The 16,635-nt window shown below is 67.8% G+C and carries 23 protein-coding genes and 2 tRNA genes; 15 read left to right on the top strand and 10 right to left on the bottom strand.

Annotated features, from left to right (window positions below; translation table 11 throughout):
* Positions 1-75: 75 nt before the first annotated feature.
* From ASF57_RS06745 to ASF57_RS06695, 11 genes are all read left to right on the top strand, one after another.
* Positions 76-300, top strand: coding sequence for an AbrB/MazE/SpoVT family DNA-binding domain-containing protein (locus tag ASF57_RS06745; RefSeq protein ID WP_056481301.1), 225 nt, complete (start codon positions 76-78; stop codon positions 298-300).
* Positions 297-683, top strand: coding sequence for a type II toxin-antitoxin system death-on-curing family toxin (locus ASF57_RS06740; protein ID WP_056481298.1), 387 nt, complete (start codon positions 297-299; stop codon positions 681-683). Before ASF57_RS06745 ends, ASF57_RS06740 begins: the two co-directional genes overlap by 4 nt.
* A 95-nt stretch (positions 684-778) precedes the next feature.
* Entirely contained in the window at positions 779-2,143 is a 1,365-nt protein-coding gene (locus ASF57_RS06735; RefSeq protein WP_056481334.1) for an AarF/ABC1/UbiB kinase family protein, read from the top strand.
* Between the two features lie 185 nt (positions 2,144-2,328).
* On the top strand, positions 2,329-2,622 hold the full coding sequence (locus tag ASF57_RS06730) for an aa3-type cytochrome c oxidase subunit IV (protein WP_056180837.1): 294 nt from the start codon (positions 2,329-2,331) through the stop codon (positions 2,620-2,622).
* 66 nt (positions 2,623-2,688) lie between these two features.
* Positions 2,689-3,828: a Re/Si-specific NAD(P)(+) transhydrogenase subunit alpha gene (locus ASF57_RS06725; RefSeq protein WP_056481295.1), complete on the top strand. Its 1,140-nt coding sequence runs from the start codon at positions 2,689-2,691 to the stop codon at positions 3,826-3,828.
* A 17-nt stretch (positions 3,829-3,845) separates the two neighbouring features.
* On the top strand, positions 3,846-4,295 hold the full coding sequence (locus tag ASF57_RS06720) for a proton-translocating transhydrogenase family protein (RefSeq protein ID WP_056180833.1): 450 nt from the start codon (positions 3,846-3,848) through the stop codon (positions 4,293-4,295).
* 3 nt (positions 4,296-4,298) lie between these two features.
* Positions 4,299-5,699 (top strand): NAD(P)(+) transhydrogenase (Re/Si-specific) subunit beta, encoded by a 1,401-nt coding sequence (locus ASF57_RS06715; protein ID WP_056180830.1) that lies wholly within the window; start codon positions 4,299-4,301, stop codon positions 5,697-5,699.
* 102 nt (positions 5,700-5,801) lie between these two features.
* Positions 5,802-7,622: a single-stranded-DNA-specific exonuclease RecJ gene (gene recJ, locus ASF57_RS06710; protein ID WP_056481292.1), complete on the top strand. Its 1,821-nt coding sequence runs from the start codon at positions 5,802-5,804 to the stop codon at positions 7,620-7,622.
* 68 nt (positions 7,623-7,690) lie between these two features.
* Positions 7,691-7,774 (top strand) — tRNA-Tyr (locus ASF57_RS06705).
* Positions 7,775-7,843: 69 nt separating this feature from the next.
* Positions 7,844-7,917, top strand: a tRNA-Gly gene (locus tag ASF57_RS06700).
* 297 nt (positions 7,918-8,214) lie between these two features.
* Positions 8,215-8,796 (top strand): metallophosphoesterase, encoded by a 582-nt coding sequence (locus ASF57_RS06695; RefSeq protein ID WP_056481331.1) that lies wholly within the window; start codon positions 8,215-8,217, stop codon positions 8,794-8,796.
* Between the two features lie 37 nt (positions 8,797-8,833).
* On the opposite strand, the gene ASF57_RS06690 is transcribed toward ASF57_RS06695, so the two are convergent.
* From ASF57_RS06690 to ASF57_RS06650, 9 genes are all read right to left on the bottom strand, one after another.
* Positions 8,834-9,460, bottom strand: a complete 627-nt coding sequence (locus ASF57_RS06690; protein ID WP_056481289.1) for a hypothetical protein — start codon at positions 9,458-9,460, stop codon at positions 8,834-8,836.
* Between the two features lie 2 nt (positions 9,461-9,462).
* Complete coding sequence (locus ASF57_RS06685) at positions 9,463-9,846, bottom strand: hypothetical protein (protein WP_056481285.1); 384 nt, start codon at positions 9,844-9,846, stop codon at positions 9,463-9,465.
* An 11-nt stretch (positions 9,847-9,857) separates the two neighbouring features.
* Complete coding sequence (locus ASF57_RS06680; protein ID WP_056481282.1) at positions 9,858-10,718, bottom strand: hypothetical protein; 861 nt, start codon at positions 10,716-10,718, stop codon at positions 9,858-9,860.
* A gap of 108 nt (positions 10,719-10,826) precedes the next feature.
* On the bottom strand, positions 10,827-11,273 hold the full coding sequence (locus ASF57_RS06675) for a hypothetical protein (RefSeq protein ID WP_056481279.1): 447 nt from the start codon (positions 11,271-11,273) through the stop codon (positions 10,827-10,829).
* A 119-nt stretch (positions 11,274-11,392) separates the two neighbouring features.
* The gene (locus tag ASF57_RS06670; protein WP_056481276.1) at positions 11,393-11,749 is read right to left on the bottom strand and encodes a hypothetical protein; all 357 of its coding nucleotides are present in this window, start codon (positions 11,747-11,749) and stop codon (positions 11,393-11,395) included.
* A gap of 47 nt (positions 11,750-11,796) precedes the next feature.
* Complete coding sequence (locus tag ASF57_RS06665) at positions 11,797-12,111, bottom strand: hypothetical protein (RefSeq protein ID WP_156376001.1); 315 nt, start codon at positions 12,109-12,111, stop codon at positions 11,797-11,799.
* Positions 12,112-12,244: 133 nt separating this feature from the next.
* Positions 12,245-12,496, bottom strand: coding sequence for a hypothetical protein (locus ASF57_RS06660; RefSeq protein ID WP_056481270.1), 252 nt, complete (start codon positions 12,494-12,496; stop codon positions 12,245-12,247).
* Positions 12,496-13,080 carry a GcrA family cell cycle regulator gene (locus ASF57_RS06655; RefSeq protein WP_056481267.1) on the bottom strand — a complete coding sequence of 195 codons (585 nt, stop codon included), beginning with the start codon at positions 13,078-13,080 and terminating at the stop codon, positions 12,496-12,498. The genes ASF57_RS06660 and ASF57_RS06655 overlap by 1 nt, the downstream gene beginning before the upstream one ends.
* Complete coding sequence (locus ASF57_RS06650) at positions 13,077-13,277, bottom strand: hypothetical protein (RefSeq protein ID WP_056481264.1); 201 nt, start codon at positions 13,275-13,277, stop codon at positions 13,077-13,079. The genes ASF57_RS06655 and ASF57_RS06650 overlap by 4 nt, the downstream gene beginning before the upstream one ends.
* Positions 13,278-13,590: 313 nt before the next feature.
* Between ASF57_RS06650 and ASF57_RS06645 the strand changes: the two genes are divergently transcribed.
* Positions 13,591-14,097 (top strand): hypothetical protein, encoded by a 507-nt coding sequence (locus ASF57_RS06645; protein WP_156376000.1) that lies wholly within the window; start codon positions 13,591-13,593, stop codon positions 14,095-14,097.
* Positions 14,098-14,151: 54 nt separating this feature from the next.
* On the opposite strand, the gene ASF57_RS06640 is transcribed toward ASF57_RS06645, so the two are convergent.
* Positions 14,152-14,460, bottom strand: a complete 309-nt coding sequence (locus tag ASF57_RS06640; RefSeq protein ID WP_156375999.1) for a hypothetical protein — start codon at positions 14,458-14,460, stop codon at positions 14,152-14,154.
* A gap of 337 nt (positions 14,461-14,797) precedes the next feature.
* Between ASF57_RS06640 and ASF57_RS06635 the strand changes: the two genes are divergently transcribed.
* The 3 genes from ASF57_RS06635 (at position 14,798) to ASF57_RS06625 (ending at position 16,549) form a co-directional block, all read left to right on the top strand.
* Positions 14,798-15,406, top strand: a complete 609-nt coding sequence (locus ASF57_RS06635; protein ID WP_056481255.1) for a hypothetical protein — start codon at positions 14,798-14,800, stop codon at positions 15,404-15,406.
* Between the two features lie 133 nt (positions 15,407-15,539).
* Complete coding sequence (locus ASF57_RS06630) at positions 15,540-15,950, top strand: DNA-binding protein (protein ID WP_056481252.1); 411 nt, start codon at positions 15,540-15,542, stop codon at positions 15,948-15,950.
* A 185-nt stretch (positions 15,951-16,135) separates the two neighbouring features.
* A complete protein-coding gene (locus tag ASF57_RS06625; protein WP_056481249.1) occupies positions 16,136-16,549 on the top strand; it encodes an AAA family ATPase in 414 nt (137 codons plus the stop codon).
* The last annotated feature ends 86 nt before the right edge of the window (positions 16,550-16,635 follow it).

The following is a 16,635-nucleotide window of genomic DNA, read 5'->3' as shown; positions in this document are numbered from 1 at the left end:
CTTAGCTCTCGGCGCTTGACGCTGGACGATCTCCGCCTCCCGTTGTACGCTTCGTACAACGGGAGGCGGTTCGCGATGAAGCTTGAAGTCAAGAAGATCGGCAATTCGACCGGGCTGATCCTGCCGAAGGAGCTGATGGCAAAGCTCAACCTGTCCCAGGGCGACTGGCTGTCCGTCAGCGAACATGCCGATGGTTCGATCCGTCTCTCTCCCCTCGACCCGACCTTCGAGAAGGGATTGGAGATCGCCGAGCGCGCGATGAAGACGTATCGGAATGCTCTGACCGAACTCGCCAAATGAGCGAGATCGTCTGGCTAACGAGCGATCTCGTTCAGGCCATCCACGCCCGTCAACTCAGGCTCTTTGGCGGCCCCGGAGGCCTTCGTGACGTAGGCGCACTCGAATCGGCCCTTGGTCGCCCGATCAACAGAGCGGCCTATGGTGAGACGGACCTCGCCGAATTGGCAGCGGCCTACGCATTCGGCATCGCCAAGAACCATCCGTTCATCGACGGGAACAAGCGAGCGGCTTTCCTGTCTCTGATTACGTTTCTCGGCTTGAACGGGATCGATTTCCTCGTCGAGGAAGCACAAGCCGTGGTGATGATCCTCGGCCTCGCCGCCGGCGAGATCGACGAGGCCGGGCTCACCCGCTGGATTCGCGACAACTGGCCGGAGGCGTAAGCGCGGGTCCGCGACCCATGAGCCCGCCGCCCTGGCAAGCGCGGGCGGCGCGCTTATCTCGGGAGGAGCCTCTCCCGACGAGTTGAATGATTCCGATGAGCGAGATCGATCGCGAAGCCAACCGCTTCTCCGCCCGTGCCGGCCGCTATGCCCGCGTCGGGGCCAATGTCGGCGGGGTCGCGGCGCGGATGGCCGGCGCCAAGCTGTTCGGCGGCAAGGAGGCCCCGACCAACGCGGCCGCCCTGGCCCAAGCCCTCGGCGGGCTCAAGGGGCCGATCATGAAGGTGGCCCAACTCCTCGCCACCGTGCCGGATCTGCTGCCGCCGGAATACGCCACCGAACTGCAGAAGCTGCAGGCCGATGCGCCGCCCATGGGCGCGGCCTTCGTCAAGCGCCGGATGATGGCCGAACTCGGGGCCGACTGGCAGTCGCGCTTCCAGGCCTTCGACCTGAAGCCCGCGGCTGCCGCCTCACTGGGCCAAGTCCATCGGGCGACGGCCCTCGACGGCACCCGGCTCGCCTGCAAGCTCCAGTATCCCGACATGCAGTCGGCCGTCGAGGCCGACCTGAAGCAGCTCGAGATCGCCTTCGCCCTGCATCGGCGCATGTCGTCCTGGCTCGACACGCGCGAAATCGCCAAGGAGATCGGTGCCCGCGTGCGCGAGGAGCTCGATTACGAGCGCGAGGCCAAGCACGCCGTGCTGTACGGCAACGTCCTGCGCGACGTCGATGCCGTGCGGGTGCCGCCCATCCACAAGGATCTGTCGACGAAGCGCCTGCTGACGCTGGGCTGGCTCGACGGCGAGCGCATCCTGAACTTCGCCGAGTCGCCGGTGGAGATCCGCAACCGCCTCGCGCGGTCCATGTTCAAGGCCTGGTGGCATCCCTTCAGCCGGGCCGCCGTGATCCACGGCGATCCCCATCTCGGCAACTACACGGTGTTCTCGGAAGGCGGCGAGGCACAGGGTATCAACCTGCTCGATTACGGCTGCGTCCGCATCTTCCATCCGCGCTTCGTCGGCGGCGTGGTGGATCTCTACCGAGGCCTCCTGACCAACGACAATGCCCGTATCGTCCACGCCTATGAAACCTGGGGCTTCAAGAACCTCAACAAGGAACTGGTCGAGATCCTCAACATCTGGGCCCGCTTTATCTATGGCCCGATTCTGGAGGATCGCACACGCACCGTCGCGGACGGCGTGAAGCCGGGCGAATACGGCCGGCGCCAGGCCTTCGAGGTGCATCAGGCGCTCAAGGCCCGCGGTCCTGTCACAATCCCGCAGGAATTCGTCTTCATGGATCGGGCGGCCGTCGGGCTCGGCGCCGTGTTCCTTCACCTGCGCTCGGAGCTGAACTACCACCGGTTGTTCGAAGCCGAGATCGACAAGTTTTCGCTTGCGGAACTCGAGACGCGCCAGGGCGAGGCCCTGACCAAAGCCGGGCTCGGGCTTCCGACTTGAACTGCGACCTGAACTGCGACCTGAATTGATGGTGCAGCGCAAAGGTGCTTGGCCGGCTTGAAAGCGCGGCCATAAAAAGGCGTTCGTGGCGAATGCGGGGCACGCATCTCGATTGCGAGCGACCTTGGCATGCGCTAAATCCCCTTGGAACAAATCAAGATGATACCCAAGGGGACGCCCACAAGATGGCCGATACCAAGACCGTGACCGGCGTGCATTACAGCCCGGCAATGGACGAGAAGACTCACGAGCAGACCTATCGCGGCTTCGTTCGTTTCGTCGAAATCGGCACCGGCGTGGTGCTGTGCTGGGTCCTCGCTCTCGCCATCGGCGGCATTCGCGAAGCGTGGCTGACCGCGATCTTCGGCGTGATCCTGTCCGGCGTCGCCGGCACCGTCGGCGCCCTGGCACCCGCCATCGGTTACAAGGCCCCGGCCGCCGTCGGCATCCTGCTGCTGCTGTACCTCTTCTTCGCCTGAACAACCTTGAATCTCTGACTGACTTTGCGGGTCGCCTTCGGGCCGTCCTTTAAGGAGCACTCCTGCATGCGCATCGCTGTATTGTCCGAAACCGATCCCGCGGAGCCGCGGGTCGCGGCGGTGCCAGAAACGGTCAAGAAATTCATCGGGCTCGGAGCCGACGTGACCGTCCAGTCCGGCGCCGGCCTGAAGGCCGGCGTGCCGGACGCCGACTACGAGGCCGCCGGAGCCTCCGTGGCCGGATCGGCCTCCGAAGCCGCCGGGTCCGCTGACCTCGTGCTCAAGGTGCGTCGTCCCTCGACCGAGGAGATCGCCCTGTTGCCGCGCGGCGCCACGGTCATCGCCATCATGGATCCGTACGGCCACGAGGCCGAACTCGGGGCCATGGCGGAAGCCGGTCTAGATGCCTTCGCCATGGAGCTGATGCCCCGCATCACCCGCGCGCAGGTGATGGACGTGCTGTCGTCCCAGGCCAATCTCGCGGGCTACCGCGCCGTGGTCGACGGCGCCTCCGAGTATGGCCGCGCCATGCCGATGATGATGACCGCCGCCGGGACCGTGCCGGCCGCCCGCGTCTTCGTCATGGGCGTCGGCGTCGCCGGCCTCCAGGCCATCGCCACGGCGCGCCGGATGGGCGCGGTGGTCACCGCCACCGACGTGCGCCCGGCCACCAAGGAGCAGGTCGAATCCCTCGGCGCGAAGTTCGTCGCCGTGGAGGACGAGGAGTTCAAGCAGGCCGAGACCTCGGGCGGATACGCCAAGGAGATGTCGGCCGAGTACAAGAAGAAGCAGGCCGACCTCGTCACCACCCACATCGCCAAGCAGGACATCGTCATCACCACGGCGCTGATTCCGGGGCGTCCGGCCCCGCAGCTGGTGTCGGCGGCGATGGTCGCCTCGATGAAGCCCGGCTCCGTCCTGATCGACCTGGCGGTGGAGCGCGGCGGCAACGTCGAGGGTGCCAAGCCCGGCGAAGTCGTGGTGACCGACAAGGGGGTGAAGATCGTCGGCCACCTCAACGTGGCCGGCCGTCTCGCGGCGACGGCCTCCAGCCTCTACGCGCGCAACCTCTATGCCTTCGTCGAGACCCTGGTCGACAAGGACGCCAAGGCTCTGGCGGTTAAATGGGACGATGAACTCGTCAAGGCGACCAACCTGACCCGTGACGGCCAGGTCTCGCACCCCTCGTTCCAGACCCAATCCTGATCCCGCCGGAGGATACGATGGCTATGCTTCCCCCCGATCAGGCCGCCGAGCAGGCGCGCGCCGCCGCCGCCGCGGCCCGAACCGCTGCCGACATCGCGCAGCAGCACGCGCTCCAGGCCCAGAAATACGCAGACGGCATCGGCCACGGCCTCAGCGCCGTGACCCACGGCGCCGTCGACCCGACGGTGTTCCAGCTCGCGATCTTCGTGCTGGCGATCCTGGTCGGCTACTACGTGGTTTGGTCGGTCACGCCCGCCCTGCACACGCCGCTGATGTCGGTGACCAACGCGATCTCCTCGGTGATCATCGTCGGCGCGCTCCTGGCCGCCGGCGTTCCCTACATCGAGCACGGCACCGGCTGGGCCCGCTTCTTCGGCTTCGTCGGCATCATCCTCGCCAGCGTGAACATCTTCGGCGGGTTCCTCGTCACCCAGCGCATGCTCGGCATGTACAAGAAGAAGGCCTGAGACATGTCCCAGAACGTCTCATCCCTTCTCTACATCGTTTCCGGCGTCCTGTTCATCATGGCGCTGCGGGGCCTGTCCCACCCGACCACGTCGCGGCAGGGCAACCTGTACGGCATGATCGGCATGGGTCTCGCCATGCTCACCACCCTGGTCGGCCATCCGCCGGCCGGGCTCGGCGCCTGGGTCATCGTCATCCTGGGCCTCGCCATCGGCGGCGGTGCCGGCGCGATCATCGCCAAGCGCGTGCCCATGACGGCGATGCCGCAACTCGTGGCCGCCTTCCACTCCCTCGTCGGCCTCGCGGCCGTGATGGGCGCGGCGGCGACGCTCTACGCACCGCAGGCGGTGGGCATCCTCGAGAACGGCCACATCCACAAGGAGTCGCTGTTCGAGATGGCGCTCGGCGTCGCCATCGGCGCCATCACCTTCACGGGCTCGGTCATCGCGTTCCTGAAGCTGGACGGCCGCATGTCGGGCAAGCCGATCATGCTGCCCCAGCGCCACCTCATCAATATCGGCCTCGGCATCGCCCTGGTGGTGCTGATCGCGATCTTCATCGGCAACGAAAGCAAGGCGGTCTTCTGGCTGATCGTGCTGCTGTCCTTCGCGCTCGGCGGCCTGCTCATCATCCCGATCGGCGGCGCCGACATGCCCGTCGTCGTGTCGATGCTGAACTCCTACTCGGGCTGGGCCGCAGCCGGTATCGGCTTCACCCTGGGCAACCTCGCGCTCATCATCACGGGTGCGCTGGTCGGCTCGTCCGGTGCGATCCTGTCCTACATCATGTGCAAGGCGATGAACCGCTCGTTCATCTCCGTGATCCTCGGCGGCTTCGGCGGTGATGCCGCGGCGGCCGGCGCGGGCGGCGCGGTGGAGACCCGTCCGGTCAAGCAGGGCTCGGCCGACGACGCCGCCTACATCATGAAGAACGCCGAGCGCGTCATCATCGTGCCGGGCTACGGCATGGCGGTGGCCCAGGCCCAGCACAGCCTTCGCGAGATGGTCGACATGCTCAAGAAGGAAGGCGTGGACGTGAAATACGCGATCCACCCGGTTGCGGGTCGCATGCCCGGCCACATGAACGTGCTGCTCGCCGAGGCGAACGTGCCCTACGACGAGGTCTTCGAGCTCGAGGACATCAACGGCGAGTTCCCGCAGGCCGACGTGGCCTTCGTGATCGGCGCCAACGACGTCACCAACCCGGCCGCCAAGACCGACAAGGCCTCGCCGATCTACGGGATGCCGATCCTGGACGTGGAGAAGGCCAAGACCGTGCTCTTCATCAAGCGTGGCATGGGCTCCGGCTATGCCGGCGTCGAGAACGAGGTCTTCTTCCGCGACAACACCATGATGCTGTTCGGCGACGCCAAGAAGGTGGTCGACCAGATCCTCAAGAACCTCTGAAACGCGGCGGGTCGGACGACCTGCCCGCGAAACCGAGGGGCCGGCGCGCGATCGCCGGCCCCTTTGTCGTTTCGGATGCAGCCGTGCGGCCCGGTTGCGGCTATGCTCCGGCCCGTGTCAGCCGCCCATGCCCTCGACGCGCCCCGCGCGTTCCTCGACGTCACCCGCTCGGTCCTCGGGCGGCCCTGGCGCGACCGCTGCGCCGATCCGGCGCTCCAGGCCTACGCCGCCACCATGGTGCAGGCGCACGCCCTGCCGGAGATGCTCGCCCGCGTCCTTGCCGGGCGCGGCATCCGTCCGGCCGAGGCCGAGGCCCACCTGCACCCGCGCCTGCGCGACCTGATGCCGGACCCCGACTGCCTCGTCGACATGCCGGCGGCGACGGACCGCCTCGCCCGCGCGGTGATGGCCGGCGAGCGGGTCGCGATCTTCGGCGATTATGACGTCGACGGTGCGGCCAGCGCCGCCCTGCTCGCCGGATACCTGCGCGACCTCGGCCTCACCGTCCAGATCCACATCCCCGACCGGATCACCGAGGGCTACGGCCCCAACGTCGCCGCCGTCACCGCTCTGCACGCGGCCGGCGCCACCCTGCTGGTCACGGTCGATTGCGGGACCAGCGGCCACGCGCCCCTCGAAGCCGCCGCGGCGCTCGGCCTTGACGTCGTTGTGCTCGACCACCATGGCGCGCCCGAGCAGCTGCCGCCGGCCTGCGCCCTGGTCAATCCGAACCGCCTCGACGACCTGTCGGGGCTCGGCCACCTCTGCGCCGCCGGCGTCGTCTTCCTCACCCTCGTGGCGCTGAACCGGCGCCTGCGCGGGCAGGAAGGTCTTGTCGGCTCGCTGCCCGACCTCGCCGAATCCCTCGATCTCGTCGCCCTCGCCACGGTGGCGGACGTGGTCCCGCTCGCCGGCCTCAACCGCGCCTTCGTGGTCCAGGGCCTCAAGGTGATGCGGGCGCGCGGACGGGTCGGCCTCGCGGCCCTGCTCGACGCCGCGTCCCTGAGCGAGCCGCCGGAAGCCTGGCATCTCGGCTACCTCGTCGGGCCGCGCATCAATGCCGGCGGGCGCATCGGCGACGCTGCCCTCGGGGCAACCCTGCTGACCACCACCGACCCGGCGGAGGCCGCCCGGATCGCCGCCGATCTCGACCGGCTCAATCGCGAGCGCCAGGCCATCGAGGCTCAGGCCGTCGCGGCCGCGGAGGCGGAGATGGATCATGCCCTGAGCCTCGACCCGGAGCGACCCGTCCTGGTCGCGGCCTCGGCCGACTGGCATCCGGGCATCGTCGGGCTGATCGCGGCCCGCCTCAAGGAGCGCTTCGGCCGCCCGGCCTTCGCCTTCGCCCTGCGCCCGGACGGGACCGCGACCGGCTCCGGGCGCTCGATCGCGGGGGCCGACCTCGGTCAGGCCGTGCGGTCGGCGGTGGAGGCCGGCTTGGCTCTCAAGGGCGGCGGCCACGCCATGGCGGCGGGCGTCACCCTGCCGGGCTTCGACGTGAGCCGCTTCGGCGACCATCTTGCCGGCGCCCTGGCCGTTACCGTGGCGGAGGCCCGGTCCGTGGAGGCGCTGCTGGTGGACGGGGCGATGAGCGCGGGCGGCGTCACCGCCGAACTGGTCCGGACGATCCACCGGGCGGGGCCGTTCGGTTCGGCGGCGCCCGAACCCACCTTCGTCCTGGCGCGCCACCGCATCGTCGATGCGGCCATCGTGGGCAACGGACACGTCCGGGCCCGCCTGCGCAGCCGCGATGGCCAGGCCATCGGCGCCATCGCGTTCCGGGCGGCGCAGGGCCCGCTCGGACAGGCGATCCTCTCGGGACTCGGCCGCGAGGTCCATATCGCCGGCACGCTGTCGGTCGATACCTGGCGCGGGGCCGAACGGGCGCAGATGCGGATCTGCGATCTCGCGCATTTCGCGTGAGCGACGCGGTTGACTCGGACCCGACCCGTCATCATAAGGACGGCGCGCCGCCGGAAGGCGGCCGGTTTGGGGGAATGTCCCGAGCGGCAAAGGGGGCGGACTGTAAATCCGCTGCGTAAGCTTCGTAGGTTCGAGTCCTACTTCCCCCACCAAACCTGTCGAGATCCAGTCCCAATCTGGGCTGTCTCGAACCTCGCTGATCGGCTCGTCTGGTCATCGATGCGGGTGTAGCTCAATGGTAGAGCAGCAGCCTTCCAAGCTGAATACCCGGGTTCGATTCCCGGTACCCGCTCCACTCCTTTTTCCTAGACTACACGGGCGCTTACGGGCGTACCCTCAAGCGATCTGCTGCTGCTGATCCCCCCGGGATACAACGGGGATACAACGGCCGGCCGTGCGCCGCGTTGTATCCGCAGGCCAGGGAAGCCGTAACCACGACGCGAATCCGTCCTTGCCCGCCGAGTCCCGGTCCGGCAGGATCCGCCCATGACGCACACCCTCCGCCTATCGAAACGCTGCTTGGCCTGAAGGCCAGCCACCGCCGCCGGTCCCCCCGGTCGGCCCGCGTTTCCTTATGCATCCGGAGGCCTCCATGCCCGTCACCTGGCTCACCAGCGACAGCCACTTCTCACACAAGGGCATCCTCTCGCCCCACATGGCCAAGCCCCGTCCGTTCTCGTCCATCGACGAGCACGACGAGGTTCTCATCGCACGCTGGAACGCGAGGGTCCGGGACGACGACATCGTCCACCACGTGGGGGATTTCGCCTATGGCTGCTCCCACGTGAAGGCCCGTGAGATCTTCGATCGCCTCCGAGGGCGGAAGCACCTCTGCATCGGGAACCATGAGGAGAAGGCCATGCGGCTCCCGTGGTCGGAGCCGCCGGTCCAGGCGCGTCGGATCGTGATCCAGGACCCAGGCATGACGAAGGGACAGGGCGTCTGGCTTTCACATTACGCCCATAGGACCTGGGACGGCATCTGGCGCGGGGACATCCACTGCTACGGGCATTCCCACGGCAGCCTCCCCGGGACGGCCCGCAGTTGCGACGTCGGGGTCGACGCGTGGGATTACCGCCCGGTGCGGATCGCCGAGATCATGGAGGCGCTCGCCGAGAACGAGGCACGGGAACGCGGTGACGCCGCCGCCGGAATCCTCTCGGCCGCCGCATGAAGAAGGGGCCTCCTCAGATCTGAGGAGGCCCCTTGGGTCAGGCTGCCTTGCGACGCCCCCGTCTATAGAGTGTCAGGGTTCTCAGCATCGCGGTGCTGACAGCCGTATCGCAGTCGCCCTCCACGGGCATGCACCAAGCCTCGCCCTCCTCGTCGTCCCAGAACCTGAGCATGACGTACCGCTGCCCAACCTCGCAGCCGTCCATGACGCAGGGATCCCGCCGCCGGAACAGGAGAGCACGGGCGGACCTGAAACCGACGACCTGCCCGAGGAACTCGTCCAACGGCTCGAAGTGATCCTCGTCGTGCAGATAGAACGGCGGGCTCGCCACCTTGTACCCATGGTCCCCAGGCTCGCACCGGTCGAGCCTGGGGGCGTCCCGGAAGCGCCCCATGTCGAACGTGAGTTCCATGGTGCTGCCGGCCGGAACCGGGGAGAGGGCCTCCGCAACAGGGGCCGGCATGTCTGACTCAGGCTGGGCGGCCTGAGCGTTGGGAAGGTCGATGAACAGGTCCGGCAATCGGGGCTCGGGCAATCGGGGCTCGGCCCGCCGCCTCAGAATCGGGAGAAGCCTCGGGAAGTGAAACACCGCGGCGACCGCCTCGGCGATCCAGGCGGCATGGGCAGCCGAGTCGTCCGCGGGGAGAATGGGGCGACGGGGCATGATCAGGACTCCTCCGGCTTCGAGGCGGCGGGGATGCTTCTTCGCTTGAACTTTGGCTTGGGCGGGACAAGGAGGCGGTCGAGTGCGTCCGCCCCAATCCGCATCAGATCCCGGATGCGGATACCGAGGTCGAGCAGGTGCGGCCGGATGTGCAGCGGCACAGACCGCTCTCCCGTGACCCAGTGATTGACCTGCGCCCGAGAGATCTCCGCTCCGACTCGACGGCCGAGATCACGTGCGAGCGGGGCCTGCCAGCGACTGCCGTATCCGATCCTGCCAATGGCAATCAGATGCTCGCGGGCGACCTTGGCCTCCGCATCGAGACGGGAGAGGTCGTACTCGGGCTCTTCCCAGATATCCTCCGGGTCATTGCTCTTGATAAGCATGGGCGGATTCCTCAGGCGAAGGCGAGGGCGGAAAGGGCGGCGTCGTCCTCATCCGGCAGTGGGCGCTCGATCTCGACCTGCAGCGCGGGCAGCTTCGCGTTGAGCGCAGCGTGCAGGCTGGTGTGGACAGTCACGGCCTTGCCGTAGAAGCTCAGCCACACGGTCTCGACGACGGCCTGGTAGCCCCTGCCGGTGCGGGCGGTCCGGGCCTCCCAGACCGAGCGGCCGGGCGTCTCCAGGAAAGGCGTCGCGTCGAGGATGAAGCGCTTCTCGACGGTGGCCATCCCGAGGCGCCGGATGGTGGCGGTCCAGGTCGGCAGCAACTCGATGAAGTGCTCGTCCTGCAGGGATGCCCACTGGTCCCTACCGCGGTTCACGCGCAACCAGTTCTTCTCCGTCCGGACCTCATAGGACGCGACCTCGGCGATCCGCACATGAAAACGCGTGCCGCCTGGGGCGCCGTGCTTCATCACCGCCTTGGCCGCCGGGATTGCGAGGTCCTCCCGGCGCGTGCTCTGGCGGACGCGAATCGGTCGGTTCAGCCGTTCGGCCAGCTTCGCGCGATCGTCCCGGAGCTTCGCCTGGGCTCCCTGCATTAAGATCCACTTTCGCCCGTAGAACGGGCGTGACCGCCAACCCACATCGCGGCCCTTCTTGTCCGCCCGCCGGCTGTCCATGCTGTAGGCGAGCGCGATCGCATCATCGAGATGACGCGCGACCACGAAGCCGGCCTTCGCCTCGGCCGGCATGTCCCGGATGATCGCCCTGCAGCGGTTATTGCTCCCGCTGCCATAGTCCTTCCGGATCGCGAGGACGACCGCCCTCATCCCGGGGGTCGCCGTATCAAGAATGTTCGTCTTGGCCTGTTTCATGGGGATGCTCCTTCGTCTGGGTTCCTCGTTCGAGGCAGGCCGGCCCTCGGCGAGACGGCGGCGGCCGCAGTCTCGCGAAGGGCCGGGGCACGTGGCCCCGGCGTGATCTCAGGCAGCTAAGGCGGGCTGGGGCTCGGACAGCGACTGGATGCGATGCAGATCCGCGATGAGGCGAGCTACACTCGTGGTGACGTCGATCCGCGCCGAAAACACCATCCGATGGGAAGCGTAGTCCAGGTCCGACGCCTGGGATGCGAAATACTGGGCGCTGATCATCCCGGCGCAATCAAGCAACCGGTAGCAATCGCTAATGTCAAAGCGATCCGAAACGCATTTCACGTAGCTTTTCTCAAGGCAGAACACCGCGCTAATGACTTTGCGGTGGGAGTCATTGATGTCGAAGAAGATGTGTTTCCACATATCCCGGTCCGCAGCCGCAAGACCGTTGATCGTGCTGACGCGCATGACGGCCGCGCTCAGGGCCCAGATCTGGTCATTGAGGGCGGTGGCCGTCTGTCTCGCCCGGGCCCGGGGGCAGTCGTTCTGATCGTTCACGTCTTGGCTCCTTCTGTGGTGTGATCCTCTTGCGAGGGAGTCCGGATCCGGCCCTCGGCGAGACGGCGGCGGGCGCAGTCTCGCGAAGGGCCGGGGCACGTGGGCCCCGGCAGCTGTGCCTAGTGGACTCCGAGATACTCGCCGGCGTCGTTCTGGGCGTGCCCGTCGAAAGACTCTCGCTCGCAAGGTTCACGGTGGTCCTCACCGTGGGCGACCTCCTCGTCCGTAGGCAGGTCGGCGTAGGCGGCCTCCATCTCGCAGCGGGCAACTCGCTGGGCGTCGCGCGCATCGAGGTATCGCTGCTCGGCCCGCTCCTCATTCGTCCAGCAGATCCCGGCGTCTCCCGGCAGGTTGCCGGCCACGACGTTCGGGCGCTCATCGCGGGAGTTGATGAATTCGAAGTAGGCAGCGGCCGTGGCGAACTTGGTGGTCAGGTAGGCGAGGCGGGCAGCGGTGTAGGTCTTGTACTCGGTCATGGGTCACGGCTCCTCGTTAGGGGCAAAGGGTCCCGGCGATGGGAACGTCAGGCAGGCACGGGGCACGGACGCTGCGGCAGCTGCTCGGGAATGCCCTGGAGGATGGCGCGGACTGCCTCCTCGCCGGCGCTTTCCGCCGTCACGCTGAGGAGAGCGATCGCGTCCTGCGCCTCGGCAGAACCAGTCAGATCTGCGTATGCGTCGAGTGATGCCCGCGCGGTCGACGCCCGATCGACGAGTTGCTGCATGGCCCGCTCGACGGACCACCGGAAAGCGGAGAGCGACGCTGCAGCGTCTTTGACGGCGCGAAGGTCGCGGTCCGCCTGTGCCTTCGCGGCGGCGATGTCAGATGTCTGCCTCATGTCACGCTCCCTCGAACGGGCGCCGAACCCCCGGCCCATGTAGACGATTGTATATCAGATTTTGCGTATCTCAAGGCCCATTCGTAGACAATCGTATATCAAAGGCGATGCCCGGCGGTGGCCGGGCTCGCTCTCAGAAGGGGATGGTGTCGCGCGCGTCCTGATCCCTGACCTCGGCCCTCGTCATGCCGAAGAGGGTCGTGGTCGCCGCATCCAGGCGGGCCTCCCGGCGGGCGAGCTGTTCCCGGCGGAACGCCGCGCCGGACTGTTGTCCGGATTCGTAAGGCCACGACGGGTCGGCGTCGTCGTGCAGGCCCGAGACGGCGTCCTGCCACTCGTGAAAGAGGAGCGAGGGGTTGGACCCGTCGTCGTAGATGCTGCGCATCAGGCGGCCCTCCTGGGGATGAAGGCGGCCGGCCGGGTCGGGACGGTGCAGATCCGGCGGTGACCCTCGTACCACGAGGACCCCTCGGCGGTCGGGTGGCCGCAGCACGGGGCTGGGACGACATCCAGCGGATCGACAGCGATGAACCGGCACATGCCCTCGCGCAGCGCGGTCAAGGGGATGTCGAGGGAAGGCAGAATCCCGACGGGGCGGGGCGGGGCGACGGGGGCGGGGCGCGCCGGGACAGCCGGGGCGGGGCGCGGTGCCGGGGCGGGGCGCTCCCTACGGGCGGCGGGAACCGGATTGGCTCCCCTACGCTGCGCCCGGGTGATGCGCTCTCTCTCCCGCAGAGCTTCCAGCGCCGACGGCGTCATGTCCTTCCGGCGCACGGGCGGCGGGCGGCAGATCGACTGCCGGGTCCCGCCCTTACCGGACATGCCGAGGCGGTGCATTTTGCAGATGATCGAGTTCTTCGTCAGCTTCATGTCGTGCTCTTTACTCAGGGCCACGGCGATCTCGGTGCCGCTGTGGTGCTTGAGCCAAAGGCCCTTCACCTGCTCGACGAGGGCGGGGGTCCAGGTCATGCGACGCCTCCCTCGATGACGAGGGCGCGGGTGACGCCGACCGAGCGGAGCAGGGATCGCGTCGGGGCCTTCCGGCCCCGCAGCGCCTGGCACAAGTCGTTGGCGTTCACGCCATGACGCTGGGCATAGGCGAGCTGCGTGCCCGCCTCGTCGACGCCGGCACGCAGCAGGGCGCGGACGTCTGCTTCGGAAACCACGCGAGCGGAAGCGCTCGCGCAAACGGGTGCGCTCGTCGAGGCCATTGTACCTCCGATGGTTGGGGGGCGGCGCGCCTAATGCCTCGCCGCGAGGAGGACATAGGATAGACTCGCAGCATTGCAAAGCCCCCTAAGGCGTGAACCCGCTACGTTTCTTGGGTTTATGCAGTAGCGCTCAAGGCAAGTATTTAATTGTGCAGAAAACGCACAATTAAATACTTGAGTCATGATGGTACGCCGACGCCATGGTGCCTTGCTGACCCCTCCGGCAGACTGCCTCCCAGAGGGGCATCCCGCCCCCGGGGGACATGACATGGGTAGATTTCTGGCGGCGCTGATTAGGGCGATCTTCTCGATGCTGTCGGCGCCGTTCCGCCTGCTCGGCTTCGGCCCGCGCATGACGGCAGCCGACCTCGCGGCGGCCGCGCTCGACGGGGCGCTCGATGAGGCTCCGGCCGACGCCGAGCCGAGCTTCACCCTCGGGGACCTGATCGGGGCCCACGCTGAGCGGCGGGTCTACGGTGCGGGTCCGGGTGCCCCCGAACTCGGGACCCTGCCGGCTCTGGTGGCGACCTGGCTTGCGGGCATGGACGTCGCCACGCTGCGCCGGGTCCACACGACTCCGGCGAAGCTGCTCGAAGCTCACGTTAACGCCGGCGCGGACGGACAGCTCAAGAGCCTCGGCGTCGTGGTCGCCCGACCGGATGTGCCCGCCCCGGATGCGATGCCGGCGCCGCGGGGGATCCGGGGCGCGGACCTGAACAGCGTCCTCGCCGAGCTCGGCTACGGCCCGGTGGCGCACAGGGCCCGGGCGCGCTGACGCCCCACAGACGACCCGACCACCTAAGCCCGCCGGTCCCGCCGGCGGGCTTCTTTATGCGTGGAGGGCGGCGATGAGGCGCGCGAGGGCGGCCTCAGCCCGGGCGGCGCGGTCGTTGGCAGCGGAGAGCTCGCGGCCGAGGCACGCCGCCGTCTCGCGAGCAGCGGCGGTCTCAGCCCGGGCGGCGACGAGGGCCTGCCGAGTACGGGCATGCGTGACGGCGAGGGTCTCGACTGCGCCGCGATCGCGATCCTGCTGGCGGCGGACCGCATCGAATGCGGCGTCGACACCGGCGGACACGAGGGCGACGCTCTGGAAGACTCGGCTGCCGGCTTCGAGGGAGAGGTGCGAAAAGTGGGACACGGTCATCTCTCCGGGCTGGGCGATCTCACCCACACAGAAGGCACCTGGGCTCGATTCCCCGTCAAGAATCCGTGCGCCTTATCCACAAAAGCTGGTTACCGATCCCCTGGGCTCTTGTGCCTTGCCCCGTGCGCCTTTTTCAGGCCGACGTGCGCCCATATCAGCCCGCCACCCTATTCCGCCCTGATCCCCTTCATCCTCTCCCTTCGTCTCACCACGGCTGACTTTTCAGCCCTACCCATCGGCTCCCCCCGTTACTCCTATGGACTGAATCGAAAATCCGGCCGATCTCGCGCGTAGGGTTGGCCGTTGCAGGGGGCCGGCCAACCCTTCCGGCATGCTTGAGATCACCCTCGAATTCGACCGTCGAGCCTTCGACAGCGCCGCCGATTCATTCGTGAACGGGGAGGTGCAGACCGCCCTCGTCGGCGCGGTGAACGGGACAGCGGAACGCGTCAGGATCGCCCTCCGGAACTCGATGTTGACGGCCTTCGACCGGCCCAAGCCGTTCACCCTTAAGGGCATCGCCGTCTACAAGGCGACGCCCCGGACGGACGGGGGAACGCCCTCGGCGCTGGTCTTCGTGCGCGAGACCCAGGCCGGATATCTCGACCTGGAGATGCACGGGGGCGTCAGGCGCGCCGGCGACGTGGGGACGACCCGCCTCGGGCCCCTGGTGCCTGGGGCGCGGGCGCCAAAGGACCGCTTCGGTGGGCTGCCCCGCAACTTCGTCGCCGAGGCCCTGCAGGATCCCGACGTCGCCTGGGTCACCCTTCGTCCCGGCGAGCCGCCCGCCCTGGTGCGGAAGCGTCCCGGGATGCGCATGGAGGTCCTCGCCGTGATCGCCAGCGAGACCCGGTACGAGGCCACGTGGGATTTCTACGGGAGGGCCTCGGACGCCATCCAGGAGGCATGGCCCCAGGCCGGTTTCCCGGTGTGGGACTAGGGATCCCGAGGCGTCACGGGACGTCCCGAGACGGGGCTCAGACGTAGAAGTGGCGCCCTGCGGTCGCGAGCTCACGGGTCGTGGGGTAACCGTGTTCGCGCGAGATCCCTCGGGTTGTCCACGGGGGTTTTCGATGCCGACGAAGGTGGAGGTTTTCGCGGGGGCGGACCGTCTGCACGCAAAGGGGGTGCGGCTGTCTATGCCCAACGTGAGCCCGGAGCTTCGGCGCGGGGGCTCGAACCGTGTAGTGGGTCCGCTGCTGGACTGGAAAACGGAGCGGGCATACCCGGTCGGCCTTGGAGGGCGGCGGGTTGCCGGAGTGGGTCCAGGGCCGCCTGGCGACGGCGGTGGGCGAGCGTGGGAGGCGGCCCAGGCGAAGGCGGCGGAACTGCTGGCGGGGGAGTGCGAGGAGATGGCGGCCCGGATGCGGGCGTCGGACGAGGTGCTGGACGAGGCCCTGGCGGGGCTTGACGTAGCGGAGGCGGAAATGGGGAGGATGCGGGAGCGGCTGGAGCGTTTCGAGGATCGTCGCGAGATGCCGTGAGTATATGCGAAGCGAAGCGTCGCCTTCGGGACGTCATCGGAGTTGGTGACTGCAAACAGCGGGCACGATTTCACCGCCGAGATTCCATGGCGGGCGCCGCCTGGCGACATATATGCCTAAGTTGATCGTCCCGTGCCGGGTGCGACATCCTCCGGCGAAACGTCCTGCAGGGAAGGCTCGATGCCGTGCGGATTTCCAGGATCAAGATACGGAACTTCGCGAATTTCGCGGATTTCGAGATCGAGACCGGCCGGAACATCGTGGTCGTGGGCGAGAACAAGGTCGGCAAGAGCAATCTGATCCATGCCCTGCGACTGATCCTGGATCCGGGACTGTCGGAGCGCGACCGGCAACTCGGCCTGGAGCATTTCTGGGACGGGCTTGGCGACGACAAGCTCGGTGCGGTCATCGAGATCTCGGTGGACCTCACGGATTTCGACGGCGACGAACGCCTCATGGCGCATCTCTGCGACTGCCTGGTCGATCCGGGCCCGCCGATGGTGGCGCGCCTGACCTATCGCTTCCAGCCTGTCCGTCGTCAGATGATTTGGGACATTCAGCGGTGTTCAGGAGCGGAGGCTCTGGTCCATCTGGGGTGAGAGGTTAGGCGGCCTGCGCGTGGTGGCGCAAGCGTCGTTCCATGAGGTGTCGGTGGACGGCAGGAACGACACCTCGGTGCCGCGCC

Source organism: Methylobacterium sp. Leaf117 (assembly GCF_001422985.1).
In the GTDB taxonomy this organism is placed as follows: Bacteria; Pseudomonadota; Alphaproteobacteria; order Rhizobiales; family Beijerinckiaceae; genus Methylobacterium.
The sequence above is the reverse complement of the archived record's forward strand: the minus strand, read 5'-3'. Positions and strand labels throughout refer to the sequence as shown.